This window comes from Rhizobium sp. SVR5-9E (genome assembly GCF_056755095.1).
In genome coordinates this window covers 18124-43437 of the sequence record NZ_JBNDHS010000012.1, presented here as the reverse complement: position 1 = coordinate 43437, position 25314 = coordinate 18124, and the positions used below count along the sequence as shown (strand labels likewise).

Annotated in this window: 25 protein-coding genes; 10 read left to right on the top strand and 15 right to left on the bottom strand. The window is 60.4% G+C overall.

Translation table 11 applies throughout. The features are described from left to right. Positions 1–3: 3 nt before the first annotated feature. The 3 genes from ACPYOJ_RS08785 to coxB are packed head-to-tail and all read right to left on the bottom strand — an operon-like array spanning position 4 to position 3342. On the bottom strand, positions 4–711 hold the full coding sequence (locus tag ACPYOJ_RS08785; RefSeq protein ID WP_481415892.1) for a cytochrome c oxidase subunit 3: 708 nt from the start codon (positions 709–711) through the stop codon (positions 4–6). Continuing rightward, a complete protein-coding gene (gene ctaD, locus ACPYOJ_RS08780; RefSeq protein ID WP_481415891.1) occupies positions 708–2486 on the bottom strand; it encodes a cytochrome c oxidase subunit I in 1779 nt (592 codons plus the stop codon). The genes ACPYOJ_RS08785 and ctaD overlap by 4 nt, the downstream gene beginning before the upstream one ends. Positions 2487–2517: 31 nt before the next feature. Next, positions 2518–3342 (bottom strand): cytochrome c oxidase subunit II, encoded by an 825-nt coding sequence (gene coxB / locus ACPYOJ_RS08775; RefSeq protein WP_481415890.1) that lies wholly within the window; start codon positions 3340–3342, stop codon positions 2518–2520. A gap of 403 nt (positions 3343–3745) precedes the next feature. On the opposite strand from coxB, the gene ACPYOJ_RS08770 reads away from it, so the two are divergent. Continuing rightward, positions 3746–4354 (top strand): class I SAM-dependent DNA methyltransferase, encoded by a 609-nt coding sequence (locus tag ACPYOJ_RS08770; RefSeq protein ID WP_481415889.1) that lies wholly within the window; start codon positions 3746–3748, stop codon positions 4352–4354. A 48-nt stretch (positions 4355–4402) separates the two neighbouring features. Here the strand turns inward: ACPYOJ_RS08770 and glmM are convergent, their stop codons facing one another. The 11 genes from glmM to ybgC form a co-directional block, all read right to left on the bottom strand. Further along, positions 4403–5755 (bottom strand): phosphoglucosamine mutase, encoded by a 1353-nt coding sequence (gene glmM, locus ACPYOJ_RS08765; protein ID WP_481415888.1) that lies wholly within the window; start codon positions 5753–5755, stop codon positions 4403–4405. 242 nt (positions 5756–5997) lie between these two features. Next, complete coding sequence (gene ftsH, locus ACPYOJ_RS08760) at positions 5998–7929, bottom strand: ATP-dependent zinc metalloprotease FtsH (RefSeq protein ID WP_168831576.1); 1932 nt, start codon at positions 7927–7929, stop codon at positions 5998–6000. 98 nt (positions 7930–8027) lie between these two features. After that, positions 8028–9431 (bottom strand): tRNA lysidine(34) synthetase TilS, encoded by a 1404-nt coding sequence (tilS, locus tag ACPYOJ_RS08755; protein ID WP_481415887.1) that lies wholly within the window; start codon positions 9429–9431, stop codon positions 8028–8030. 11 nt (positions 9432–9442) lie between these two features. Continuing rightward, on the bottom strand, positions 9443–10462 hold the full coding sequence (gene ybgF / locus ACPYOJ_RS08750; protein WP_481415886.1) for a tol-pal system protein YbgF: 1020 nt from the start codon (positions 10460–10462) through the stop codon (positions 9443–9445). A 162-nt stretch (positions 10463–10624) separates the two neighbouring features. Next, entirely contained in the window at positions 10625–11155 is a 531-nt protein-coding gene (pal, locus tag ACPYOJ_RS08745; protein ID WP_168831573.1) for a peptidoglycan-associated lipoprotein Pal, read from the bottom strand. 158 nt (positions 11156–11313) lie between these two features. Continuing rightward, the gene (gene tolB / locus ACPYOJ_RS08740; RefSeq protein WP_481415885.1) at positions 11314–12624 is read right to left on the bottom strand and encodes a Tol-Pal system beta propeller repeat protein TolB; all 1311 of its coding nucleotides are present in this window, start codon (positions 12622–12624) and stop codon (positions 11314–11316) included. A gap of 21 nt (positions 12625–12645) precedes the next feature. Next, positions 12646–13779, bottom strand: coding sequence for a hypothetical protein (locus ACPYOJ_RS08735; protein ID WP_168831571.1), 1134 nt, complete (start codon positions 13777–13779; stop codon positions 12646–12648). A gap of 8 nt (positions 13780–13787) precedes the next feature. Then, positions 13788–14240 carry a protein TolR gene (gene tolR, locus ACPYOJ_RS08730; RefSeq protein ID WP_168831570.1) on the bottom strand — a complete coding sequence of 151 codons (453 nt, stop codon included), beginning with the start codon at positions 14238–14240 and terminating at the stop codon, positions 13788–13790. A 17-nt stretch (positions 14241–14257) separates the two neighbouring features. Further along, positions 14258–14977: a protein TolQ gene (tolQ, locus tag ACPYOJ_RS08725; RefSeq protein ID WP_481415884.1), complete on the bottom strand. Its 720-nt coding sequence runs from the start codon at positions 14975–14977 to the stop codon at positions 14258–14260. 407 nt (positions 14978–15384) lie between these two features. Continuing rightward, entirely contained in the window at positions 15385–16038 is a 654-nt protein-coding gene (locus ACPYOJ_RS08720) for a flavin reductase family protein (protein WP_481415883.1), read from the bottom strand. 87 nt (positions 16039–16125) lie between these two features. Then, positions 16126–16587 (bottom strand): tol-pal system-associated acyl-CoA thioesterase, encoded by a 462-nt coding sequence (ybgC, locus tag ACPYOJ_RS08715; RefSeq protein ID WP_481415882.1) that lies wholly within the window; start codon positions 16585–16587, stop codon positions 16126–16128. 115 nt (positions 16588–16702) lie between these two features. Here ybgC and ACPYOJ_RS08710 point away from each other — a divergent pair, with 115 nt between their 5' ends. The 6 genes from ACPYOJ_RS08710 (at position 16703) to ACPYOJ_RS08685 (ending at position 22322) form a co-directional block, all read left to right on the top strand. After that, positions 16703–17923, top strand: coding sequence for an NAD-dependent epimerase/dehydratase family protein (locus ACPYOJ_RS08710; RefSeq protein ID WP_481415881.1), 1221 nt, complete (start codon positions 16703–16705; stop codon positions 17921–17923). A 208-nt stretch (positions 17924–18131) separates the two neighbouring features. Further along, complete coding sequence (locus tag ACPYOJ_RS08705; RefSeq protein WP_481415880.1) at positions 18132–18947, top strand: glycosyltransferase; 816 nt, start codon at positions 18132–18134, stop codon at positions 18945–18947. After that, on the top strand, positions 18944–19837 hold the full coding sequence (locus tag ACPYOJ_RS08700) for an NAD-dependent epimerase/dehydratase family protein (RefSeq protein ID WP_481415879.1): 894 nt from the start codon (positions 18944–18946) through the stop codon (positions 19835–19837). Before ACPYOJ_RS08705 ends, ACPYOJ_RS08700 begins: the two co-directional genes overlap by 4 nt. Positions 19838–19945: 108 nt before the next feature. Then, on the top strand, positions 19946–20542 hold the full coding sequence (locus tag ACPYOJ_RS08695; RefSeq protein WP_481415878.1) for a 5-formyltetrahydrofolate cyclo-ligase: 597 nt from the start codon (positions 19946–19948) through the stop codon (positions 20540–20542). Between the two features lie 3 nt (positions 20543–20545). Beyond that, positions 20546–21370, top strand: a complete 825-nt coding sequence (locus ACPYOJ_RS08690; RefSeq protein WP_168831563.1) for a TIGR00282 family metallophosphoesterase — start codon at positions 20546–20548, stop codon at positions 21368–21370. A gap of 112 nt (positions 21371–21482) precedes the next feature. Continuing rightward, positions 21483–22322 (top strand): MBL fold metallo-hydrolase, encoded by an 840-nt coding sequence (locus ACPYOJ_RS08685; protein WP_481415877.1) that lies wholly within the window; start codon positions 21483–21485, stop codon positions 22320–22322. A 170-nt stretch (positions 22323–22492) separates the two neighbouring features. On the opposite strand, the gene ACPYOJ_RS08680 is transcribed toward ACPYOJ_RS08685, so the two are convergent. Next, positions 22493–22996: a pyridoxamine 5'-phosphate oxidase family protein gene (locus tag ACPYOJ_RS08680; RefSeq protein ID WP_481415876.1), complete on the bottom strand. Its 504-nt coding sequence runs from the start codon at positions 22994–22996 to the stop codon at positions 22493–22495. Between the two features lie 175 nt (positions 22997–23171). Here ACPYOJ_RS08680 and ACPYOJ_RS08675 point away from each other — a divergent pair, with 175 nt between their 5' ends. The 3 genes from ACPYOJ_RS08675 to ACPYOJ_RS08665 all read left to right on the top strand — a co-directional run bounded on the left by ACPYOJ_RS08675 (position 23172) and on the right by ACPYOJ_RS08665 (position 25293). Then, entirely contained in the window at positions 23172–23918 is a 747-nt protein-coding gene (locus tag ACPYOJ_RS08675; protein ID WP_481415875.1) for a YebC/PmpR family DNA-binding transcriptional regulator, read from the top strand. 309 nt (positions 23919–24227) lie between these two features. Then, positions 24228–24719, top strand: coding sequence for an invasion associated locus B family protein (locus ACPYOJ_RS08670; protein ID WP_481415874.1), 492 nt, complete (start codon positions 24228–24230; stop codon positions 24717–24719). Between the two features lie 46 nt (positions 24720–24765). After that, positions 24766–25293, top strand: coding sequence for an SH3 domain-containing protein (locus ACPYOJ_RS08665; RefSeq protein WP_481415873.1), 528 nt, complete (start codon positions 24766–24768; stop codon positions 25291–25293). The last annotated feature ends 21 nt before the right edge of the window (positions 25294–25314 follow it).

Sequence of the window (25314 nt, the reverse complement as noted above, 5' to 3'; positions counted from 1 at the left end):
TCCTCACGAAATCAACTGGCGGCAAAGGTCGACGAAGTCATTCGCCCAGCCTGCAAAGAGTGCGAAGAGAACCAGCCAGACGAAGAGCATGAAGTGCCAGTAGATGGCGCACAGATCGAGGCTGAGGAGCAATCTTCGACGAGGAAAGCGACCGTCGAAGGCGTGCGCCGTCGTGCGGCCGAGCACCGCCAGGCCGCCCAGGATGTGGAGCCCATGCAGGCCGGTCAGCATGTAGAAGAAACTGTTCGCCGGATTGTCGGCAAGCACGTAGCCTGCCGCCACAAGCTCCCGCCATGCCATGACTTGCCCGGCAATAAAGAGCACCGCCGTCGACAGTCCCAGGAGAAGCGCAACCAGCATGACGTCGGTCCGGCCACGCCTTGCCTCGAATTTGGCCCATTCGACTGATGCACTGCTGAGCGCGAGCGCAGCGGTATTCACCCAAAGCAGGCGGGGAACTGGCGTTGCCCACCAGTCGGCGGCCGTCATGCGCATGAAGTAGGCGCTGATGAGCAGCGCGAAGAGGGCTCCCACGACGCCAAGGAAAACACCGAGGCCGACCCTGGCGGGCTCGATCGGCAGCCGGCCTGCACCGCGCGTGTCGGGCGAGAGGCCCACTTCCAGCCACGGTTTGGATGCCAGCCGGTGGTGCGCCGACCACCAGAGTACAATGACGGCGATGATCGCCAGGAAGATGACGATGACGGTCATGAGGCTGCTCCGTGCGCCATCCTGCCAGTGCCCGGGTCGTTCTGCGCAAGGAAATCCTGGCCGCTGCCCGGCACGCTGTAGTCATAGGCCCAGCGATAGACCACCGGCAGTTCCTTGCCCCAGTTGCCATGGACCGGAGGGGTTTGCGGTGTCTGCCACTCGAGCGTCGTCGCATGCCACGGATTGCCGCCGGCCTCCCGGCCCCTGAAAAGGCTCCAGACCAGGTTGAACAGGAAGACGATCTGCGCCGCCCCGACGATCAGCGCCATGACGGTGATGAAGATATTCAGGGTATGGGCGGATGGTGGAACGAATGCCGTTTCGCCGAGCTCGTAGTAGCGGCGTGGCACACCGATCAGCCCGAGATAGTGCATCGGGAAGAAGATCGCATAGGTGCCGACGAACGTGGTCCAGAAATGAATATGTCCCATCGTCTCGTCCAGCATGCGTCCGGTCACCTTCGGATACCAATGATAGATCGCACCGAAGATGACGAGGATCGGCGCCACGCCCATGACCATGTGGAAATGCGCGACGACGAACATCGTGTCCGACAGCGGCACATCCACGACGACATTGCCGAGAAACAGTCCCGTTAGGCCGCCGTTGACGAAAGTCACGATGAAGGCGAGCGCAAAAAGCATCGGCAGCGTCAGGTGAATATCGCCCCGCCAGAGCGTCAGCACCCAGTTGTAGACTTTGATCGCGGTCGGCACTGCGATGATCAGCGTCGTCGTGGCGAAGAAGAAGCCGAAGTTCGGGTTCATGCCGCTGACATACATGTGGTGCGCCCAGACGATGAAGCTGAGTCCCCCGATGATCAGGATCGCCCAGACCATCATGCGGTAGCCGAAGATATTCTTTCGGGCATGCGTGCTGATGAGATCGGAAACGATGCCGAAGGCGGGAAGCGCCACGATATAGACCTCGGGGTGGCCGAAGAACCAGAAGAGATGCTGGAACAGGATCGGGCTGCCGCCGGCATGCGGGAGCTGCTCGCCCATCTCCACGATGGCCGGCATGAAAAAGCTCGTCCCGAGCACCCGGTCGAACAGCATCATGACTGAGGCGACGAAAAGTGCGGGAAAGGCAAGGAGCGCCATCACCGTCGCGGTGAAAATCCCCCAGACCGTCAGCGGCATGCGCATCAGTGTCATGCCACGCGTGCGGCCCTGCAGCACGGTCACGACATAATTCAGGCCGCCCATCGTGAAGCCGATGATGAACAGGATCAGCGACGACAGCATCAGGATGATGCCCCAGTCCTGCCCGCCGGGCGTTCCAGAGAGAATGGCTTGCGGCGGATAGAGCGTCCAGCCAGCCCCGGTCGGTCCGCCCGGAGCGAAGAAGCTCGCGACCAGCACCAGCACGGCCAGTAGATAGACCCAGTAGCTCAGCATGTTGGCGTAGGGAAACACCATATCCCTCGCCCCGAGCATCAGAGGAATGAGGTAGTTGCCGAAGCCGCCGAGAAACAACGCAGTGAGGAGATAGATCACCATGATCATGCCATGCATGGTGATGAACTGGTAATAGTGCTCCGGATCGATGAAGGCGAAGTAGCCGGGAAAGGCGAGCTGGATGCGCATCAGCCAGGACAGCACGAGCGCCACAAATCCGATCGACATGGCCGTCACGGAATATTGGACGGCGATAACCTTGGCATCCTGGCTGAAGACATACTTCGTCCACCAGCTCCTCGGATGATAGAGTTCCACATCCTCGACTTCCGCAGGCGGGATGATCTCCCCGGCGCCCGATCGAATATCGACCATGATATCTATATCCTCCCTGTTCCTCCGGTAGCTATTGCGGCTGTTCGGCCGGCTGCGTCTCTCCCGATGCGAGCATCTGCGTGAAGGTCGGCTGCTGCTGCAGCCATGCCTGGTAGGCCGTCTCCTCATCGACCATGACCGTGCCGCGCATCTGCGGATGCCCGACGCCACAGAGCTCGGCACAAAGAATCTCGAACGTCCCGGTGCGTGTCGGCGTGAACCAGAAATAGGTCACCATGCCGGGGATCATATCCATCTTGGCCCGGAACTCCGGCACGTAGAAGTCGTGGAGGACGTCGGTCGAGCGAAGCAGGACCTTGACCGGCTTGCCGATGGGCAGGTGCAGTTCACCTCCCTCGACGATCACGTCATCAAGACCCGCAGCGTCGCTCTTGGTCAGGCCAAAGGGATTGTCCGGGCTGATATCACGGGTGTCGAATTTCCCCAGCTTTCCGTCTGTCCCCGGCAGGCGGAAACTCCACTGCCACTGCTGGCCGACCACCTCTATCTGCTGCGCATCGGCCGGCACGGTGATGAACTGCTTCCAAACGAAGAGACCGGGAGCAAGCATGGCGGCAACGCCGACGGACGTTACCACCGCAAGCCATATCTCCAGCCGCCGGTTTTCCGGCTCATACATCGCCCGGTTTCCTGGCCTGTGCCGGAACCGGAAAACGCAATAGGCCATGAACGACACCACTGCGACGAAGACGATGCCGGTGATGATGAAGGTGATGGTAAGGGTGCTGTCGATGTAGCTCCAGTTGGACGCGATCGGCGTCGACCACCACGGGCTAAGCAGGTGGAACGCGACGGATCCTACGACAATCAGAACCAGAACCAGCACGATAGCCATTGCCTGCTCCTTGAACCGCGATCCCGCCACCAATGAGCGAAATCCGCAATCCACCGCTGTATTTTTCAGCATTATCTCATGAACACGTCACGCCGACAATGACAACGGCGAAGCGATCCTGTGGGCGATCCCCTGCAGCATCCACCACATCCGTTCTGACCTATTGGGAAAATTGCTTCAGATCGGAGAAACGATTGTTGATCTCGCTGTCGTCCTTCAGCCCCGCAAACATCATTTGCGATCAAGAAAAAAGTTATGTTTCCCATCCGATAAGTCAATTCATCCTATCAGGTGGTACGACTTTTGGGATTGGAGCGCCGCAACCCCCTCTTTACTCCTTCGCTCGGACCGGTACGTGATGTATTTGACCAGCGAACATTCTCTTGAGGGCTTGCCTGAATAAATGAGTGACCCGAATCCTGCCGAAAATATCTCAGCGCTTTACGAGCGGCATGCTGCCGTGTGGGATGCGAGCCGCGGAAAAAACCTGTTCGAGCGCAGCTGGCTGGATCGATTTTCCAGCCTGCTACCGCACAGCGGCACGATCCTCGATATGGGCTGCGGCTCCGGCGAGCATCTCGCAAGGCATTTCATCGAAAGCGGCTATGCCGTGACGGGAGTCGATAGTTCGCCCTCGCTGATTGCCATGTGCAAGGAACGTTTTCCCACCCACACGTGGCACGTCGCCGATATGCGCGCCCTGTCGCTCAGAGCGAGATTCGACGGGCTGATTGCCTGGGACAGCTTCTTCCACTTGAAGCCAGAGGATCAGCGGCGGATATTTGCCGTCTTCGCGGCGCATGCGGCGGATGGCGCGGCGCTGATGTTTACCAGCGGGCCTGCCTATGGCGAGGCGATGGGAACGTTCTGCGGCGAGCCGCTCTATCACAGCAGCCTCGACGGTGCGGAGTATCGCAGCCTGCTGCCGGAACACGGCTTCTCGGTCGTTGATCACATGGTCGAAGACCCGGCTTGCGGCGGCCAGACCGTCTGGCTCGCAAGGCGGACATGAAAAAGCCGGCGACCGAGCGCCGGCTCTCCCTCAACAATCGCAAACGATTCAAGCCGCCGTTCTGACGCCCGAGATCGTGCCGATCAGTTCGTTGACGATGCGCTCGATCTGCGCCCTGTCGTCGCCTTCCGCCATCACGCGGATCAGCGGCTCGGTGCCCGAAGGACGGATAACGAGGCGGCCGTTCTTGGCAAGTTCGGCTTCCGCATCGGCGATCGCCTGCTGCACCTGCACGTCTTCCAGCGGCTTGCCGCCGGAAATGCGGACATTGCGGAGAAGCTGCGGCACCGGCTCGAAACGGCGGCAGACTTCGCTGACGGTCTTGCCGGTTCGCTTGACAGCAGCGAGGATCTGCAACGCAGCAACCAACCCGTCCCCGGTCGTGCCGTAGTCCGAAAGCACGATATGGCCGGACTGCTCGCCGCCAACGTTGAAATTGTTCTGGCGCATATGCTCGACGACATAGCGGTCGCCGACCTTGGTGCGGGCAAGGCCCATTCCCTTGCCTCTGAGGAAGCGCTCCAGGCCAAGGTTCGACATGACGGTCGCCACGATACCGTTGCCGCGAAGCTGCTGGTTTTCCGCCCAGGTTTCGGCGATCACCGCCATCAGCTGGTCGCCATCGACCAGCGCACCGTTTTCGTCCACGATAATAACCCGGTCGGCATCACCATCCAGAGCGATACCGATGTCCGCCCGCACCTCATCGACCTTCTTTTGCAGAGTGACGGGGCTGGTGGAACCGCAATTCAGATTGATGTTAACGCCATTCGGCTCGTTGCCGATGGTGACGACGTCGGCACCGAGTTCCCAGAGCACCGCCGGTGCGACCTTATAGGCGGCGCCATTGGCGCAGTCGATCGCAACCCTCAGCCCCTGCAGCGTCACATCACGCGGCAGCGTGCGCTTTGCATGCTCGATGTAACGGTCGTGCACGCCATCGACTCGCTTGGCGCGGCCGATGTCGTCAGACTTTGCGAGCTGGGTATAAAGATCCTTCTCCAACAGTTCTTCGATCTGCGATTCGATATCGTCGGAGAGCTTGTATCCGTCGGGACCGAAGAGCTTGATACCGTTGTCCTCGTAAGGATTGTGCGAAGCGGAGATCATTACGCCCACATCGGCGCGCAGCGAGCGGGTGAGCATGGCAACGGCGGGCGTTGGGATCGGGCCAAGCAGGAAGACGTCGAGGCCAGCGGCCGTGAATCCAGCAACCATGGCGTTTTCCAGCATGTAGCCGGAAAGGCGCGTATCCTTGCCGATCACGACCCGGTGGCGATGATTGCCATTGCGGAAGATCGTGCCGACAGCAATGCCGACGCGCATCGCCAGATCCGGCGTCATCGGGAACACGTTCGATTGCCCGCGAATACCGTCGGTGCCGAAGTAACGTCTTTTCATATGTACCTCTATATTGTTTTTCAGCGAGCCAAATAAGGCCGCGGAACCTCCCGCAAAATCAGCCGAGGACTATCAGTCCCAATACAAAGCGAAATTGCGGCTTCCCATGATAGCGGCATGCCATAAATCGTAGGCGCCATCACGTAAATTACAAAGAAAATTGATTATATCCCGTTACCAATAGAAAAAGGCCGGACCTCTTGCTGGAGAATCCGACCTTTGTCCATTCGAGTTACTTCGCGTCAGTGCGGCTGGGGCTCGAGGCCACCTTCCGCCTCGTCGCCCTTGGACGCGGGGCGCGCACCAGCCTTCGGCACGGCCGAACCGCGGCTCGGAGGCGCATCGTCGCCGAGATCGCGAGCGGGCTTTTCGCCGCGCAGCAGCGCCTTGATTTCTTCGCCGGTCAGGGTCTCGTATTCGAGCAAGCCTTCGGCAAGCGCTACGAAATCATCGTGCTTTTCGGTGAGGATATCGCGGGCCTGCGTGTATGCCTCGTCAATCAGCCGGCGGACTTCGTTATCGATCTTCTGGGCCGTCGCTTCCGAAACATTCTTCGTCTGCGAAACGGAGTGGCCGAGGAAGACTTCCTGCTGGTTCTCGCCGTAGGACACCTGACCAAGCTGATCGGAGAAGCCCCACTGCGTGACCATGGCGCGGGCAAGCTTGGTGGCCTGCTCGATATCCGAAGATGCGCCGGAGGTGATGTTCTCCTTGCCGAACGTCAATTCTTCGGCGACGCGGCCGCCCATCATGATGCAGAGGCGCGAGACCATCCACTTGTAGCTCATCGAATAGCGGTCGCCCTCGGGAAGCTGCATGACCATGCCGAGAGCCCGGCCACGCGGGATGATCGTCGCCTTGTGCAGCGGATCGGCAACGGCAACGTTGAGCGCCGTGATAGCGTGACCGGCTTCGTGGTAGGCCGTCAGCTTCTTTTCCGCCTCGGTCATTGCCGAAGAGCGGCGCTCGGCGCCCATCATGATCTTGTCCTTGGCGTCTTCGAACTCCTGCATGGTGACGACGCGCTTGTTGCGGCGTGCGGCCATGAGGGCAGCTTCGTTGACGAGGTTCATGAGGTCGGCGCCGGAGAAACCGGGCGTGCCGCGGGCAAGAACCTTGAGATCGACATTCGGCGCCAGCGGAACGTTGCGGGCATGAACCTTGAGGATCCGCTCGCGGCCGACGATATCCGGGTTCGGAACGACGACCTGACGGTCGAAGCGGCCCGGACGCAGCAGCGCCGGGTCGAGAACGTCGGGACGGTTGGTCGCGGCAATCAGGATGATGCCTTCGTTGGCCTCGAAGCCGTCCATCTCGACCAGCAACTGATTGAGCGTCTGCTCACGTTCGTCGTTGCCGCCGCCGAGACCGGCGCCGCGGTGACGGCCGACGGCATCGATTTCGTCGATGAAGATGATGCAGGGAGCGTTCTTCTTGGCCTGCTCGAACATGTCGCGGACGCGGCTTGCGCCGACACCGACGAACATTTCGACGAAGTCGGAACCGGAAATCGTGAAGAACGGAACGTTGGCTTCGCCGGCAACGGAGCGGGCGAGCAGCGTCTTACCCGTGCCCGGAGGGCCGACGAGCAGCACGCCGCGCGGAATCTTGCCGCCGAGGCGCTGGAATTTCTGCGGATCGCGCAGGAATTCGACGATTTCTTCGAGGTCCTGCTTGGCTTCGTCGACGCCAGCGACGTCATCGAAGGTCACGCGGCCATGCGCTTCGGTCAGAAGCTTGGCCTTGGACTTGCCGAAGCCCATCGCGCCGCGCGAGCCGCCCTGCATCTGCCGCATGAAAAACAGCCAGACGCCCAGAATGAGCAGCATCGGCAGCAGCGTACCGAGATAACTCAGGAAGCCGGACGAACCATCGGTTTCCGGACGGGCCGAAACGACCACGTTCTTCGACTGCAAGCGATCGAGAAGGCTGTCATCGACGACAGGAGAATAGGTCTGGAAGGTGGTGCCGTTTTCAACATAGCTTCCCGAGACACGATTGCCGGTGACGACAACCTCCTTGACGCGGCCCGCATCGACCTCACGCATGAACTGCGAGTAAGGGATATCACGCGAGCTGGTTTGCGCCGGCGTCGTCTGGAACATGCTGAAAAGGGCAATCAGCAAAAGCGCTATGATTGCCCACAAGGCGAAATTTCGTAAGTTAGGGTTCATCGAACTCCCCAGCACTGGAACAGCAGCCTCATGGCAACCGTCTTATTTGGCCTCTAACATAGGGTTGCGCTGTGCCATTGCCAAGGCGATCCACTCTGTCAGTTGGTTTTTCCGTCAATAAGACCTAAAGGCGGGCTTGGATAGGGGCGCGTTCCAAAAGCCGCCGCGAGGCTTCCAGCAAAGATGAAGTCGAATCGTGTCAAAAAGCGGTCGAACGGTGCAAAATAAGGCGTGACGCTCACATCGAGGTGACAATCAGCGGGCAGGTTTTCAGCGACCCGAACATATGGTTGCGCTGCCAGTGCTCGCTTGAGGGCAGCCTTGGGCAGGTGCGCGGCCTTCGCGCCCTCAAGCTCGCGCTCGCCCGAGAACTCCAGTGCATTGGTCACAGGCAAAGTAAAGACAGAGCAGTTGGCGCGATGACCTGCATCCAGCGCCGAACGCGTATCAATCTCCAGGCTGAACGGCGAGTTATTCTTGATGACGAACCGCCCGTCCCATATCCCACACGCTCCCTGCGCAAGCACCAGTGGCAACATGCCGCGGCCCTCGCGGGTCAAGTAAAGGCCATCGCGCCGGAGATCGAATACCACCCGGCCGACTGTCATCCGGCCAGGAATGCCGGCAGTCACGAAGTCGACGATGCGCTCCATCTGCGCGCGTCCGGGAGGAAACGGCTGCCCCCCGAAGACTGCAACCAGGCGGCCGAGGGCGTAACTTATTACCGGCCCGGATGCCGAAAGACCGTCTCGGGCAACATGCCCCAACCCTTCGACAGGAAGTTTAAAATACTGGCCGGCCCAGGCCACCGCCTGGCTCGCAAGTGCCAAACGGGCATCTGCAGCCGCCGGCCCGTCTTGGACAGTCCCCTCGCCCGCCAATGCCGCGCGCGTCCGCACGCGCTCGTATTTCATATTTTCATTGCTCGGATCATCAAACCACGTGGCACCGCGCGCCGTAAGATATGCCCGGATATCGGCACGCATACAGGATAGAAACGGCCGGGCAATCCAGATGCGGCGATCGAACAGAACCGCATCGGCGATCCCCGTGGAAAGGCTGTCGCTGCGCGTGCGGCGCATCGCCAGGGTCTCGCGCTGGTCGTCCAGCGTATGCGCGGTCACGACCAGATCAGCCCCCAGTTCCGCCGCTGCGTCGGCCAGCAACTTGTAGCGCGCTTCGCGTGCGGCAGCCATGATGCCGGTCTTCGGTTTGGCACCGCGCCAAACGCGGCTTGCGTGCGGAATGGCGAGTGACCTGCAGAGGGCTGCGACCTGGCGCGCCTCATCTGCAGAACCTGCGCGCAGATCGTGATCGATTGTCGCGGCGCATAGGGAAATTTTCGGGTCGGGTTCGGCCTTCAATGCCTCGGAAAGGGCCAGAAGCAGGCCGGTCGAATCGCTGCCGCCAGAGATCGCGACGAGGATGCGCGTGGGGCTGGCAAGCGAATGGAGTAAGCGGCGCGCCGCTACCTCCGGTGAAAGAACGGCTTCCGGAGACAAACCGGAAACCCTTAGCAGGCGAGGCGCTTCTGTTCGCTCGCGACCTTGCTTATGACGGCCCGCGAGGCTTTCGGATAGCGCTTGCTGACTTCTTTAAGCGTCGCGCAGGCGGTATCGACATTGTCGAGAGCCGCCAGCGACATGCCGAGCTTCAGCAACATTTCGGGCGCCTTCTCGGAGGAACCGTATTTCTGGTGAGCATTCAGAAAGGTCTTCGCCGCTTCATTGTACTTGCCTTGGGAATAAAGCGCCTCACCGAGCCAGAAATTGGCATCAGCAGCCCGGGCGCTGCCCGGATACTGCGCGATATACTGGGTGAATTGCTGTTCAGCGACGGCATAGTCGCCGGAAAGGACATGACCGTAGGCCGCCTTGTACTGATCGGCCTCGCTGCCGAGAGAGGCGGTCTGTTGTTGCGAGGTAGGGGTGTTCACATCCGGCAGCGGAGCGGAGCCGACTTCCGCATTCTGGTTCACACTGCCGCCGATCGGGTTACCGCTCTGATCGAACTGGATAGAGCCCAGCTGCTGCGGCGGACGGCCGAGATCGCCGTTCGACGGAACGCCGTTGGAGGGAGCCGTTTCGGCTCCCTGCGGTGTCTCGATGATTGTCGCGACATCATCGCTCCGGCGCTGTGGCCGTGCGTCGGCCTGGCCCGAAGCCGGAGCCTGTATATCAGCCTCGCTCTTCTTCGTGCTCCCCTTCGATCCGGCGGAGCCGCCGCCCTTTTCCAGGTCCTGGAACCGGAATTCGTTATCCTCCTGCGTCTTGCGCAGCGATTCCTGCATCTGCAGGATCTGGTAGCTCATTTCCTCGATGCGGCCGTTGAGCTGACGCAGTTGCTCTTCCAGCTGTTGCACGCGCATCTCGGTGCCGCTGCTCTGCACGTCGACGACAGGCGGCGTCTGCGCCTGGCTCTGCGCGGGCCTGCCGCCAAAGTTCAAGCCTAGAAACGAAGCGGAATAAGCCGCTCGCTCGGTTCCGGTTACGGCCGCGAGGCAGAGCAAGCCTGCCACGACAAGTTTCTTCATAGGTATCGTCCTGTCCCAGTGATTCTTCGCGCCCCAAGGCACGAACAGGAGATTTTGCTAATTGCTCTCAAAAAGCAACGGAGTCTGGCCAAAGTGTGTTCAAAAAGAAAAGGCGACCCGCAAGCGGACCGCCTTTCCAAAAAGCAATGTAAAATCCGGTTATTACATGCCGGCGCCGCCGAGAACCGTAACTGCACGGCGGTTCTGCGACCAGCAGGAAATATCGTCGCAGACGGCGACCGGGCGTTCCTTGCCGTAGGAGATCGTCTTCATGCGCTGAGCCGGAACGCCGCGCGAAGCGAGGTAGTCCTTCGTTGCAGCGGCGCGGCGTGCACCCAGCGCCAAGTTGTATTCACGCGTGCCGCGCTCGTCGGCGTGGCCCTCTACCGTGATCGCATAGTTCGGATAGCGAGCAAGCCACTGTGCCTGACGGTCAAGCGTCTGGGCAGCATCCGCGCGGATCGATGTGGAGTCGGTGTCGAAGAAGATGCGGTCGCCGACGTTGACCGTGAAGTCCTGAGCCGAACCCGGCGTTGCTGCACCGGCACCGAGGCCGAGATCGCCGGCGCTGTTGGCCATGTTCTTCTTGTTGGCGCAGCCAGCAAGCGCCAAACCGGCGACGAGTGCGATCATGACTGGGTTGCGGGCGAAATTCTGCATGCGGCTCATTGCCGGGGTTTGAATTCGGCTCATGGCCGGTCTCCTTGCGACTTCATTTAGGGTTGCCGGACTGTAACTGTTCTGGGTTAACCGGCGCTCAAAAAGTATGGTTAACGAACTACTGATTTGTCCCTGTAATCGCCAGATTCCAACACTTTGCGGCGACAAGAAGGCGGAATCTGGCCCATCCACTACTCAAGCAGCGGCGACCAGGCGGGGTCGGATGCATACGACGGCGTCTTGATAAGCTGTTCGTTGTAGCCCGTCAGGTCTATCGAATAGAGTTGCGGGCCACCCGCACCAGCCGCCTGACGGAAGAACATCAGCACACGGCCGTTCGGCGCCCAGGTGGGACCCTCGTTGTGGAATCCCGTGGTCAGAATACGCTCGCCCGAACCGTCCGGCTTCATCACGCCGATCGAGAACTTGCCGCCCGACTGCTTGGTGAAGGCGATCAGGTCGCCGCGTGGCGACCAGACCGGCGTCGAGTAATTGCCGTCGCCGAAGGAGATGCGCGTCTGGCCGGAACCGTCGGCATTCATGACGTAGATCTGCGGATGTCCGCCACGGTCGCTTTCGAAAGCGATCCTGCCGCCGTCCGGAGAGAAGGAGGGCGACGTGTCGATCGCCGCAGTGGAGGTCAGGCGCGTGGTGGTGCGGGAACGCAGGTCCATCGTGTAGATATTGGCGTTCCCCTCCTGCTGAAGGCTCATGATGACCTTCTGTCCGTCCGGGGAGAAGCGCGGGGAGAAGGTCATGCCCGGGAAGTTGCCGACGACCTCGCGCTGTCCGGTCTCGAGCTGCAGCAGATAGACGCGCGGCTGCTGGTTAGCGAAGGACATGTAGGTCACTTCCTGCCGGTTCGGCGAGAAGCGCGGCGTGAGTACGAGGTCGCTGCCATCCGTCAGCATGCGGACGTTGTAGCCGTCCTGGTCCATGATGGCGAGCTGACGCTTACGCTGCTGCTTCGGGCCGGATTCGGAAACGAAGACGACGCGGGTATCGAAGTAACCCTCTTCGCCGGTCGTCTGCTTGTAGATCGCGTCGGCGATGATATGGGCGACGCGGCGCCAGTTTTCCGGCTGCGTATAGAACTGCTGGCCCGTCATCTGCTGGCCGGCGAAGGAATCCCAAAGGCGGAACTCGGCACGGAGACGGCCGTCCGCTTCCTGGGTGACACGGCCGGTGACGAGCGCCTGGGCATTGATCACCTTCCAGTCCTCGAAGCGCGGCGCCTGGTCCGGATTGGAGATCTTCTCGATGAAGGCATTCTTGTTGATCGGCGCAAACAGGCCGGAACGCTGCAGGTCGGCTGCGATCACCTGCGAAACCTGCGCACCCATGTCGCCTTGCAGGAAGTCGGTGATGGCGATCGGCAGCGGCTCAACGTTGCCCTTGTTGATGTTGATCTCGACAAGCGCGTGGGCCGGCGTTGCAATAGCAGCCGTCGCAGCCATGCCGAGCGCCACCATGAAGGCGCGGAAGAGGGAACACTTGGTCATGAGGGGCAAGCCTTTCAGCATTTAAAGAGCCATCTGACTGGGGTCGAAGTTCACGATGACTTCGCTCCACGCGTCATATTTGTCTTTCGGAAGGTTGGTGAACGGCGCGGACCGTTTGACGGCACGATAGGCACCGCCGGCAAGCGCCCGGCGCGTAGCATCATTGCCGCCGGTCGCTTCGACCTCGGGGTCACCGATGATCTCGCCATTTTCGTCCAGCTTCATGTGGACGGTGATGCGGACCTGGTCCATGTCCGCAAGGCCGGGTATGATCTGCCAGTTGCCAGCAATGGCATTACGCAAGGCGTCCATTTCGCTCATGCTGAGCTTGGAGCCGGTGTTGTTGGACTTCTTTGCACCCAACGAGGCCACTTCGGTCGAACGCTTGGCGCCGCCATTCGAAGGATCCTGCTTGTTCAGCAGCGCCGCTATGTCGTCGGCGTTGAAGTCGCTCTCCTTCGAGGAAGACGCCTTGGCCTTTTCCTGTGCCTTGTCGGCTTTCTTCTTGTCCGGCTGTTTCTCGGCAGTCTTCGGCTGTTCCTGCGGTTTTTCCGGCGGCTTTTCAGCAGGCTTCTGCTCCGGCGGCTTCACCTGCGGCTTGGCGACCGGCGTCGGAACATTGTCCGGCAGCGCTTCGGCGTCCGGCTTCGGCGGCTCGGGCTTTGCCTGCTCCTCCGGCGGCTTTTCCTCGGGCTTGGGCGGCGTCACTTCTTCCGGCTTGGTCTCCGGAATCGACGCGACCTCCTTCGGCTGATCGACGACCGTGTCTTCCTTCATGATCTCCTTCACCTCGTTGGGGACGGGATCATTCTGGGGGAGCGGCTTTTCGGTGGCTTTCGGCGCTGCCGTGCTTTCGTTGTTGTTGGGCTTGGCGTTCGGGATCGGCGGCGTCTTCAGATCGACCTTGTTGTCGCCGAGGTTTTCGGCATCGGGAACGTCCGCGGGCCTCGACGTCGGTTTCGGCGCGGGCTTGTCATTGGGCTTCGCCGTCTTGTCGCCCTGCTGCATCTGAGTAATGGATTCGACGGGAACGAGATCGACCGGCATCGCTTCGAAGTCGTCGACCTTGAAGGATTCCGGCGTGCCAATCGTCACCAGCGCCCAGGTGAGCACGAGTCCATGCAGAACCGCAGATGTGACGACACTGGCCTTCATCTTGCTTGCTACTGGTCCTTCTTCTGCTGCGTCACGAGGCCGATGTTCTTGAAGCCCGCACCCTGGATGCGTGCCATCACGTCGGCGATCACGCCGTAAGGAGCAGTGGCATCGCCGCGCACAAAAATGCGTTCGTTATAGCCGGTGGTCGCGATCGCCTCGAGCTTGGCGGCGATCTCGTCGGTCGGGATCGGTGTTTCCTGGAGGAATACCGCACCGTCGTTCTTGACTGAAATGGTGATGGGCTGGGTTTCGGAATTCAACGCCTTGGCCTGCGTTTCCGGCAGGTCGATCGGCACGCCAACAGTCATCATCGGCGCAGCCACCATGAAGATGATGAGCAGCACGAGCATAACGTCGACGAGCGGCGTCACGTTGATTTCGGAAATAACCCCTTTGCTCCGGCCACCGCGACGGCGGCGGCCACCGCTTCCGTTGTTGCCTCCAACAGCCATACCCATCGTCGTGTACTCCGTGGTTACTGTGCGGCCTGACGCGGCTGCAGCTTCTCGTCGATCTGGCGCGAAAGGATGGCGGAGAACTCATCCGCAAAGCCTTCCATGCGGCCGGAGAGCTTGCCGGCGTCTGCGGAGAACTTGTTGTAGGCGATAACTGCCGGAATAGCCGCGACAAGGCCGATTGCGGTTGCAAGCAGCGCTTCCGCGATACCGGGAGCAACGACCGCGAGGTTCGTCGACTTCGAACCGGCGATCGCCTGGAACGAGGTCATGATACCGACCACGGTACCGAACAGGCCGATGAAGGGACCGGCCGAGCCGATCGTCGCAAGCGATCCGAGACGAGCCGAGAGGAATTCGGATTCACGAGCGAGCGTCACGTCCATCGCACGGTCGATTCGCATCTGCAGGCCGATCGGCGAACGCGCGCCGCGTTCAAAGGATTTCTTCCACTCGCGCATGGCGGCAACAAAGATCGCGGCAAGGCCGGTGTTGTTGCGTTCCGAAAGCGTGCGGTAGAGTTCTTCGAGCGATTGACCGGACCAGAAGACCTGTTCGAATTTGTCGAACTGGCGCCGCGCGCGGCCGTAGGCAAGATATTTGTCGATGATGATCGCCCAGGTCCAGACCGAGGCTGCGATGAGCCCGAGCATGACCAGCTTGACGACGATGCCAGCCTGCATGAACAGCGACCAGAGGCTGACGTCGGCCGTTGCTGCTGCCAATCCTACTTGTTCCATAGATCCAAAATCCCCGAATCCAAACGCCCGGTGCTTGACCGGGCGGCACAGAAAGTGATCTCGCAAGAATTGTCTGGCGACCGCCGCCCAAAGCCCTGGTCAAGCTTAAAGCTCTTGTCCGCCTTCCTTGCCGTCAAATTTGGTCAAAGGAAGGCGTGCACCGCACAATCTCTGACTTCTGCAGTAAGACACCATTATGGTTAACAGATAGTTAGTGCCGGACTACGACAGCGAATGTGTGCGTTGAAGATTAGTGCAGGACGAACGTGATCGGAGCTTTGGAAAGGCGGGCCAAACTCCACTTGCGATGCGTAATTCCTTCACATGAAATTCAAGTTTTTACAAGCCTGCGCTCTTGCGATTGCTCGCGACCGAGCCCAAGACCAGCCAACGCTCCGTCTTCCGCTTCATATGCTTTCAGCTCTGAAGTTCTTTCCCAGATCATCACCCAGGCCGAAATAGTGCCGGAAGACATAGAAGAGTGGTGTCCATCGGGTCGTATTGATGTGATTGGTGCCAGGCACGACGATTTGCGAATGGGCGTGGACGCGCAGGACCTGCACTTCGATGATTAGATAGCCGGCAGGGTGGACGGGATCGGCCGCACTCCCCTCACCGTGAAAGGCCACGACCTTCGCCTCGCACTGCATCGGACACTCTGAGATACGGGGAGGATGCAGCAATTCCGATGCCACCGACCCGAAACCACCGAGGGCAAACTTGTCGGCGGCGTATTCGTAACCCATCCGTGCCTTGTAGTCTGGCACGGGATTGCGGCCTGTTGCCCGCGCGATCCGTTCCACCCGGTGCCAGTGTTTCGCGGCCGGAAAATTGAGTGTGCATTCGCCTTCTCGTCGAAGATTTTCAGCCCCTTGCCCTGAGGCGGCCAGACCCAGGACGACCCGGTCTCCGAGAGACCATGCCGAGGACATGGGCGTGATATTGGCGGTGCCGTCGGGATTGAGCGTGCTGATGAGCACGACCGGCGTTCCGAAATACAGGACGGAAGGCGTTATCGTCAGATGATCTGCGCCTGAGACGGAGGGAATCAAAGCAGACATGGGCGGCTCCTTCAGGAATTTCCAAAGCCGCAAGCTAGCGTCTGCAGAGTGAGAATGCTTCGATCGCCGTCGAACTATAGCGGTCGACTATCGAATGAGTGCGTTCGCGCTGATCATGAATTTCGTGGCCAGCGCCTCCGGAAGCCGCCGCGGCCTTCCCTTGGCGTTGATGACCGCAATGATCACCTTCGCCGCTATCAGCGGCGTTTCGCCGCAGCGGATCTCCTGCTGGAGCACCATTTTCGCACCGCCGGCCTTTTCCGTCCGCGTGACGATCGTCAGGATATCGTCCATACGGGCCGGGCTCCTGAAGTCGATCTCCATGCGATGAACGACGAAGACGAGCCCCTCCTCGTCGGCGCTGATCAACTCCCGCTGCTCGACGCCGAGGCAGCGGAGATAATCGGTACGGCCGCGCTCCAGGAAATGCAAATATCGTGCATGATAGACGAGACCGGAGAAATCGGTGTCTTCGTAATACACGCGCTGGTTCAGGCTGTGTCCCGTTTCCGTCAGCTCGCCAGAAATCGAAAAACCGTTATCCGCCATAATTTTCTCCAAACTCGCATGCCTGTTGGCGACAGGCCGCAGCGCACTAGTTTTGAATAATCGTCATAGTTCTTAGATATTTCCGATAGTAGATGAAGACGCAGGAGGCAATGCGATGAAGATTGCGGTGATGGGCGGAGACGGGTTCATTGGCTGGCCAACATCGCTTCATCTCTCAGACGCGGGACACGACGTCCACATTCTCGACAACCTATCGAGGCGCTGGATCGACACCGAACTCGGCGTGCAATCGCTGACACCGATGGACTCCATTCAGGAGCGCACGCGCATCTGGCATGCCGAAACGGGGCGGCGCATCCATTTCAATCTGATCGACCTCGCCAAGGACTACGAGCTTCTTAAGAATTGGCTTGCCGAGAACCGGCCGGAAGCGATCATCCATTTCGCCGAGCAACGCGCCGCGCCCTATTCGATGAAAAGCGACCGGCACAAGAACTACACCGTCAACAACAATGTCAGCGCAACGCATAACCTGCTGAATGCGCTCGTTGAGTTGCAGCTGGACGCCCACCTCGTCCACCTCGGCACGATGGGGGTCTATGGCTATTCGACGGTCGGCGCGGCTATCCCCGAGGGCTATCTGACGGTCGGCGTCGATACGGCGGCAGGCGATACCGTAAACCAGGAAATTCTCTACCCCTCCAATCCCGGCTCGATCTACCACATGACTAAGTGCCTAGATCAGCTGCTCTTTCAGTTCTACGCAAAGAACGACGCGCTGCGCATCACCGATTTGCACCAGGGCATCGTCTGGGGCACGCACACGGAGCAGACGCGCCGTCATCCGCAACTCATCAACCGCTTCGACTACGATGGGGACTATGGCACGGTTCTCAACCGCTTTCTCATCCAGGCGGCGATCGGCTATCCAATCACTGTGCATGGGACGGGCGGCCAGACGCGAGCCTTCATTCACATCCAGGATTCGGTCCGCTGCATCGAGCTTGCGCTGAAGAACCCGCCGGCCCGAGGCTCGCGGGTCGAGATCTTCAACCAGATGACCGAGACGCACCGCGTGCGCGATCTTGCAGAGATGATCGCCAGGATGACCGGCTCAAAGATCGCCTGGCTCCCGAACCCGCGCAAGGAAGCGCCGGAAAACGACCTGATCGTCACGAACGACAAATTCCGCGACTTGGGCCTAGAGCCGACCACGCTTGAGTCCGGCCTGCTCGCCGAGATCGTCGATGTCGCCAAGAAATTCGCCTACCGAGTCGATCGCTCGCGCGTTCCCGCCGTTTCCGCCTGGACGAGGGACATCGCCGCGACGCTCAACCACGATCCGGAAGGCAAGCGGCTGAAATCGGTGTCGTGAGAATGGCCGCCACACAGTACGCATTTTTGGTAATACCGTTGCGGCAAGCCTCTTCTCCCCGCCGGGGAGAAGTGCCGGAGCGCCAGCGAGGCGATGAGGGGGTGAAGAGCGCAGGCGACAACATGTGCCACCTGCGGCCCCCCTCATCCGGCTGCCGCCACCTTCTCCCCGGCGGGGAGAAGGGATTCGCGGAAGCACCTGAGGACCCATGCCTTTGCCTTTCGCCTATATAACCCTCGTCACGAATGCCGACTACGCCATGGGTGCGACGGCACTTGTGCGTTCCCTGCGGCTGACGGGAACTGCAGCCGACATCGTCGTGCTGCACACGGGCGGAGCGGATGAAAAAGCCCTCACCCCGCTTGCCGAGCTCGGCTGCCGTCTGATCGAAGTCGAGCACCTGCCGCTCTCCGACGCCTTCAATGAGCGGCATGCGCGCGGCCAACTGCATTCCGCCGCCCCCTTCACGAAGGGCCGCAAGCCGGATTTCCATTCGCCGCTCGACAATTTCTGCAAGCTCCGCCTATGGCAGCTCACCGAATACGAGCGCGTCGTCTTCATCGACGCCGATGCCATCGTTCTGAAGAACATCGACAAACTCTTTGGCTACCCGGAGTTCTCCGCGGCGCCGAATGTCTATGAAACGCTTGCCGACTTCCACCGCATGAATTCCGGCGTCTTCGTTGCCAGGCCTTCGGAAGAGACCTTCGGCCGGATGCTCGCCATGCTCGACCAGCTGGACGCATTCTGGCGGCGCACGGATCAGACCTTCCTCCAGGCCTTCTTTCCGGATTGGCATGGCCTGCCGGTCTATTTCAACATGCTGCAATATGTCTGGTTCACCATGCCCGCGCTTTGGGACTGGAAGAGCATTTCGGTCCTGCATTACCAATATGAGAAGCCCTGGGAGACGAACCATCCGAAAGCGGACAAGCTCAAGCCGCTGATCGATCTCTGGCACGCCGTCTATGCCGGCAATGACCTGCCGGATCTTGCGACCATGATGAACCCGGAGGCGGCATGAAAGTACTGGTGTCCGGTGGAACAGGTCTGGTCGGACGCTATGTCGTCGAGGAGCTGCTTGCCGCCGGATATCCGGTCGTCGTTGGCGGACGCCACGCTCCATTGCCCCGCCTGTTTTCCCGTCCGGTCGAATTCGCGCCGCTTTCGCTCGATCCCGATAAGGACCATAGCGAGGCTTTCGACGACGTCTATTTCTTCGTGCATGCCGCCTTCAGTCACCGGTCCGGAAAATACCGGGGCGGCGAAGGCGACGATCCAGAGGGTTTCCGCAGGCTGAACCTCGATGGCACGGTGAAACTCTTCGACACTGCCAAGCGCGCCGGCACCCGCCGTTGCATCTTCATCTCCAGCCGCGCCGTCTATCGGGACTCAGCGCCAGGGACCGTTCTGAAGGAAGATATGCTGCCGAAACCGGACACCCTTTACGGAGAAGTAAAGCACGACGGCGAGCGCGCGCTGGCCCATCTGAGCGACCCCGGCTTCCCAACTGCCAGCCTGCGCGCAACCGGGGTTTACGGCGATCTCCTGCCGAACAAATGGACCAGCCTTATCGATGACTATCTGAGCGGCAGACCGGTACCCGTTCGAGCCGGCACGGAAGTTCACGGCCGCGATCTCGGCCGTGCCGTGCGGTTGGTGCTGGAGACGGAAACCGCCCGCATCTCCGGCGAGGCGTTCAACGTTTCGGATATCGTCGCCGATACGCGTGACATCCTGTCGGTCGTAAAGCAGGAAACGGGCTGTCCCAACCCTTTGCCCGCCGCAGCCGACAAGGCTGCCGTCAACCGGATGAGCACCGATAAGCTGGAAGCGCTCGGCTGGCTGCCGGGCGGCGAAGCGTTGTTCGAACAGACGCTCCGGCAGCTCGCGGGCGCAATACAGCGCCAGTGACGTGCAATATCCCTTGCCGCCCGCAAGGGTCCTTGGTCTCACTGTAACAACAAAGCTTACGCCGCTTTCATGCATTGCAATGACCGGCCAGCCGTTTATGGTCCGTCTATGCAGCCGACGATACCAAAAGAACTGAAAGCTCAGATGCGCGCCGAACGGCTTGCGCTGCGCGACGCGATCCCGCCGGAAGTGCGGATCGAAAGAAGCCTCGCAATGGCCGAGCATGCGGGCGAGGCGGTGGCTTTTGACCCCGGCACGATTGTTTCCGGCTTCATGCCGATCCGCTCGGAAGCCGATATCCGGCCCCTGATGGGACGGTTCCAGGCGCGCGGCGCCCGCCTTTGCGTTCCAGCCATCCTCGACAAGCAGACGATCGTCTTCCGTGAACTCGTTCGCGGCGCGCCCCTCATTGCAACAGGTTTCGGTACCTCCGGACCACCAGCGGATGCGGCCGTCCTTGATCCTGAAATCATGCTCGTGCCGCTTTCGGCCTTCGATGATCGCGGCCATCGCATCGGCTACGGTGCCGGCTATTATGACCGCGCGATTGACCGTTTGCGGCAAAAAGGCATGCATCCGAAGCTGATCGGCATTGCATTCGACTGCCAGGAAGTGGCACATGTGCCCGACGAGCCGCATGACATAAGCCTGGATGCCATCCTGACGGAAAGCGGCCTTCGCTTTTTTGCTTCTTGGATCGGATAAGGAATGCGTCTGCTTTTTCTGGGTGACATGGTCGGCAAGACGGGACGCACGGCCGTATGGGATCGCCTCCCCGGCCTCGTGTCCGACCTGAAACTCGACTTCGTGATCGTCAACGGCGAGAATGCCGCCGGCGGTTTCGGCATCACGGAAGACATTTTCCTCGAGACGGTCAATGCCGGTGCCGATGTCGTCACCACCGGCAACCATGTGTGGGATCAGAAGGATGCGGTCGCGTTCGCGGGACGCCACGACCAGTTCCTGCGCCCCGCCAACTATCCGCAGGGAACGCCCGGCCGTGGTTCCGGCCTCTTTTATGCCCGAAACGGGGCTCGCGTGCTCGTGGCAAACATCATGGGCCGCGTTTTCATGCACCCGGAACTTGATGACCCATTCAAGTCCGCCGAGACGATCCTCGACGCCTGCCCGCTGAAGGAGCAGGCCGACGCAATCATCTTCGATTTCCATGCGGAAGCGACCAGCGAAAAGCAATGCTTCGGCCACTTCGTCGATGGTCGCGCCAGCTTCGTCGTCGGCACGCATACCCACGTGCCGACCGCCGACCACCAGATCCTGAACGGCGGCACCGCCTATATGTCTGACGCGGGCATGTGCGGCGACTACGACTCCTCACTCGGGATGGACAAGGAAGAGCCGCTCAACCGCTTCATCTCGAAGATGCCCAAGGGCCGCATGGAGGCGGCCACCGGCCCTGCAACCATCTGCGGCGTCGGCGTCGAGATTTCGGATGCCACCGGCCTTGCAGAAAAGATCGCGCCACTGCGCCTCGGGCCGCGGCTGGCGGAAACCATCCCGGACTTCTGGCGCTAAGGCGTTGAGTTTGCAATGACGCATTTGTGAGCGGCCCTACCTGATTTCGGCTGGACCGTTGCGACGGCTTGTCGCATCCTCCCGGCAACGTGAAAGCGCCGGAGGGGGTGGCATGAAGCCGCAATCACTTGTCCTCGCTATCGCATGCCTTGTGCCGCTCGCCCTGCCCGGCGCAGCCGCCGCGCAAGAGGATCAGAAACCCGTCAGCCAGTGCCAGGCGATCGCACAGGCGCTTCCCAAGGCCACCTATGCGAGTTTTTCCGGCAACACGCCGATCATACCCGCGGTTTCGGAAGGCGAGGATGTCCAGCTGACCTATCTCGGGCATTCCACCTTCGAAATCGAAACACCGGGCGGCATTGTCATCGCAACGGATTTCAACGGTTGGTACCGGCCGGACGTGACGCCCGACGTGGTGACGATGAACCGGGCGCACTCGTCGCATTACACATTGACGCCCGATCCAGCGATCAAACACGTTCTGCACGGCTGGAGCGATGTGCCTGGAGAAAAGGCCGAGATCCACCTGATGGTTGGAGACGCTTATATCCGCAACGTCACGACGGATATTCGCGGCGGCTACGGCGCAGCTCAGCAGGATGGGAATTCAATCTTCATTTTCGAAATCGCCGGTCTCTGCATCGGCCATCTCGGGCACCTGCACTACGAACTGACGGAGGCGCACTATACCGAGATCGGCCGCCTGGATATCGTCATGGTGCCGGTCGATGGGGGCCTGACCATGGGTGCCGATAGCATGAGCCGGGTCATCAAGCGCCTGCGGTCGTCACTGATACTGCCGATGCACCGCCGCGGCCCACCGGTCGCGCGCTTTCTGTCGATGTTCGGCAAGGATTTCGACGTCAGTCTAGCGACGGATGACGCACTCACCGTTTCCATGCGTTCGTTGCCCAAGAAACCGCTTATCTATGTGATGAAAGGCGTGCAATAGGCACGTTTCTGCTTGCCGCCCCCTCACCCTAGCCCTCTCCCAAGAGGGGAGAGGGGACTATGTAAGGAAACCCTCGCCACAAAATCCCTTCTCCCCTGGGGGAGAAAGGCAGCGGCAGCCGGATGAGGGGCGACGCGCCAGAACCTACAACGTCTTGCTAGCGCCAAGCATCAGGCAAATTGCAGATGCCGTTTGATGCCCACTTCCGGCATCTTCTCATCGTCGAGATTGGCCTTGGCGATTTCCCACCCGAATTTCAGCTTGCTTCCAGCGGAGACCCAGATCTCGGCATCGTCGACATGCATGGCAAGCATCGTCAACTTCGGATCCTTCTTGCCATCCTCGTACCAGGCGGCAACCACCGAATTCCAGTATTCATCGATCTTTGAGGGGTCCGGACGCAGCTCGATCTTGCCTGCGAGGCAGGCATGATAATCGTGATCCTTGCCGACGACACAGAAATGCGCACGCGTTCCCGGTTTGACGGCGCGGACAATGTCGGCATCCGACTTGGTGTAGAACCAGATGGTGTTGGTCTTCGGGTCGGCATACGGGGCCATCGGCTGCATGTGCATGTCGGCTCCATCGATACCTAGCATGCCCGCAGATATGTTGTTTACCTGATCCCAAAGCTGCTTTGCGGGCTGTTCGCGGGCTTCGCTAAAGCTTGCCATTGCCTTCCCTTCCATTCTAAATCCCAACGTTTCAAAAACGTCAGGTCTTTCGCTTTGTTCCGCTGCTTTTCAGCCCGCCAGGCGGGCCGGAGCAAACTGCTTTTCCCTTGAATGCCGCCCGTTTCGCTCTTATAAGGCCGTCCATTCCGAACAATGAGACGTGAACAGGGGTGCCATGGCTGGCCATTCACAGTTTAAAAACATCATGCATCGCAAGGGCCGTCAGGATGCCGTGCGGTCGAAAATGTTCTCCAAGCTCGCGCGCGAAATCACCGTCGCGGCTAAGGCCGGTCTGCCAGACCCTACCATGAACGCCCGCCTGCGCCTGGCCATTCAGAACGCCAAGGCCCAGTCGATGCCGAAGGACAATATCGACCGCGCCATCAAGAAGGCCGCTGGTGCCGACGGCGAGAACTATGATGAAGTTCGCTACGAAGGTTATGGTCCGGGCGGCACGGCGATCATCGTCGAAGCACTGACTGACAACCGCAACCGCACCGCGTCCAACGTCCGCTCGATCTTCACGAAGGCCGGCGGCGCGCTTGGTGAAACCGGATCGGTTTCCTTCTCCTTCGATCACGTTGGCGAAATCACATACAAGCTGTCCGCCGGCGATGCCGACACCGTCATGGAAGCCGCGATCGAAGCTGGCGCCGACGACGTGGAGACCGACGAGGAAGGCCACACCATCACCTGCGCCTTCGAAGCCCTCGGCGAAGTCGCCAAGGCGCTGGAAGGCGCGCTCGGCGAAGCCGAAACCGTCAAGGCCGTCTGGCGCGCGCAGAACAACGTGCCGGTGGACGAAGAAAAGGCGCAGTCGCTGATGAGGCTCATCGACAGCTTGGAAGACGACGACGACGTGCAGAACGTCTATTCGAACTTCGAGGTTTCCGAGGAAGTTCTCGCCAAGCTTTCAGCCTGAGCGCTGCCTACAAACAATAACAAGAGACCCGGCTCCGCAAGGCGCCGGGTCTTTCGCGTTTCGGGCCCTCATCGGCCCAGGCTCTTCTCCGAGTTCCACCTTGCACCGGGTATCTGCACCAGCCGGCGCTGCTATCGAGGCGTCTCAGCAATAGCTCCCTGGGTCATTTCCGATCATCACCGGTCACAGCTTGGTGAACCGGCGCCGTTTTTTAACAGGTCGGTAACCTTGCCGCCCTTGTATGCCCCTGCTCATTCCAGCCGGTCTGTTCCAGACCAGCGTCTCTCAAACATCGGCGGGGAAAATGCCATGAAAAGACTTGCTCTCGTTCTCTCTTTCACATTGCTCGGCGCATTGTCAGCACAGGCTGAGCCAAGAATGATCGAGCGTTTCAACGACTGGGGCGTTTATTCATATGAGTCTGGCGATGGCACGGCCTGCTATCTGCTGACGGTTCCGAAGACGAAGGCACCCGCCAACGTCGACCATGGCGACAATTTCTTTCTGGTCGCGCCGGGAAACGACCGGATAAAATACGAACCGCAGGCGAGAATGGGCTACGATCTCAAGCCGGGATCGCGGCTGAAGGTGCAGATCGGCGATCAGACTTTCTGGATGGTCGTCAAGGATAAAACTGCCTGGGTGCAGAAAGAAGACCGCGAACCGGAAATGATCAGCGCAATGCGCGACGGCAGCGAGATGACCCTCGAAGCGACGTCGCGCCGGGGAACGGAAACGACTTACACCTACTCGCTCGATGGCGTTACCGCCGCGTTGAAGCGCGTCAGCAGGTGCAATTGAGTTGCCCCGCCCTGTTCTTCGGCGGGCAGGCCCGGCGTGCTTCGTCTTGCTGTGCTTTGCGGCGCTCGCTCTCCTGCACCGGCCAACGACCGCCAACCCTTTGCAGGCGCCTGCAGCCGCTGCAGATATGGCGAAAGGACGCGAAACGGGGTTGCCCATACCCCGTTTCGTGTCGCTCAAGGCGAACGGCGGTCGTATGCGCATCGGCCCGTCGTTGGATTATGCCGCGAAATGGGTCTACACCAAGCGAGGTGTCCCGCTCGAAATTACCGCTGAATATGACAACTGGCGCCAGGTCCGCGACTGTGACGGCGTGTCGGGGTGGATGCACCGCGCGCTCCTCTCGTCGCAACGGACGGCCGTCGTGGGGCCGTGGCTGAAAGCTCCGGTCGCCCTGCACGCAACGCCGGGCGACAGCTCGCAAATCACGGCGAGGCTTTCCGCCAGAGTTCGGTTGCAGATCAATAGCTGCGATGGCGATTGGTGCGCAGTGGCCGTGACCGGCCATGCGGCGCGCGGCTTCCTCCACCAATCATCAATTTGGGGCGTCTACCCCCATGAAATCATAAAATGACGAGATCTTCGACCCGAGATT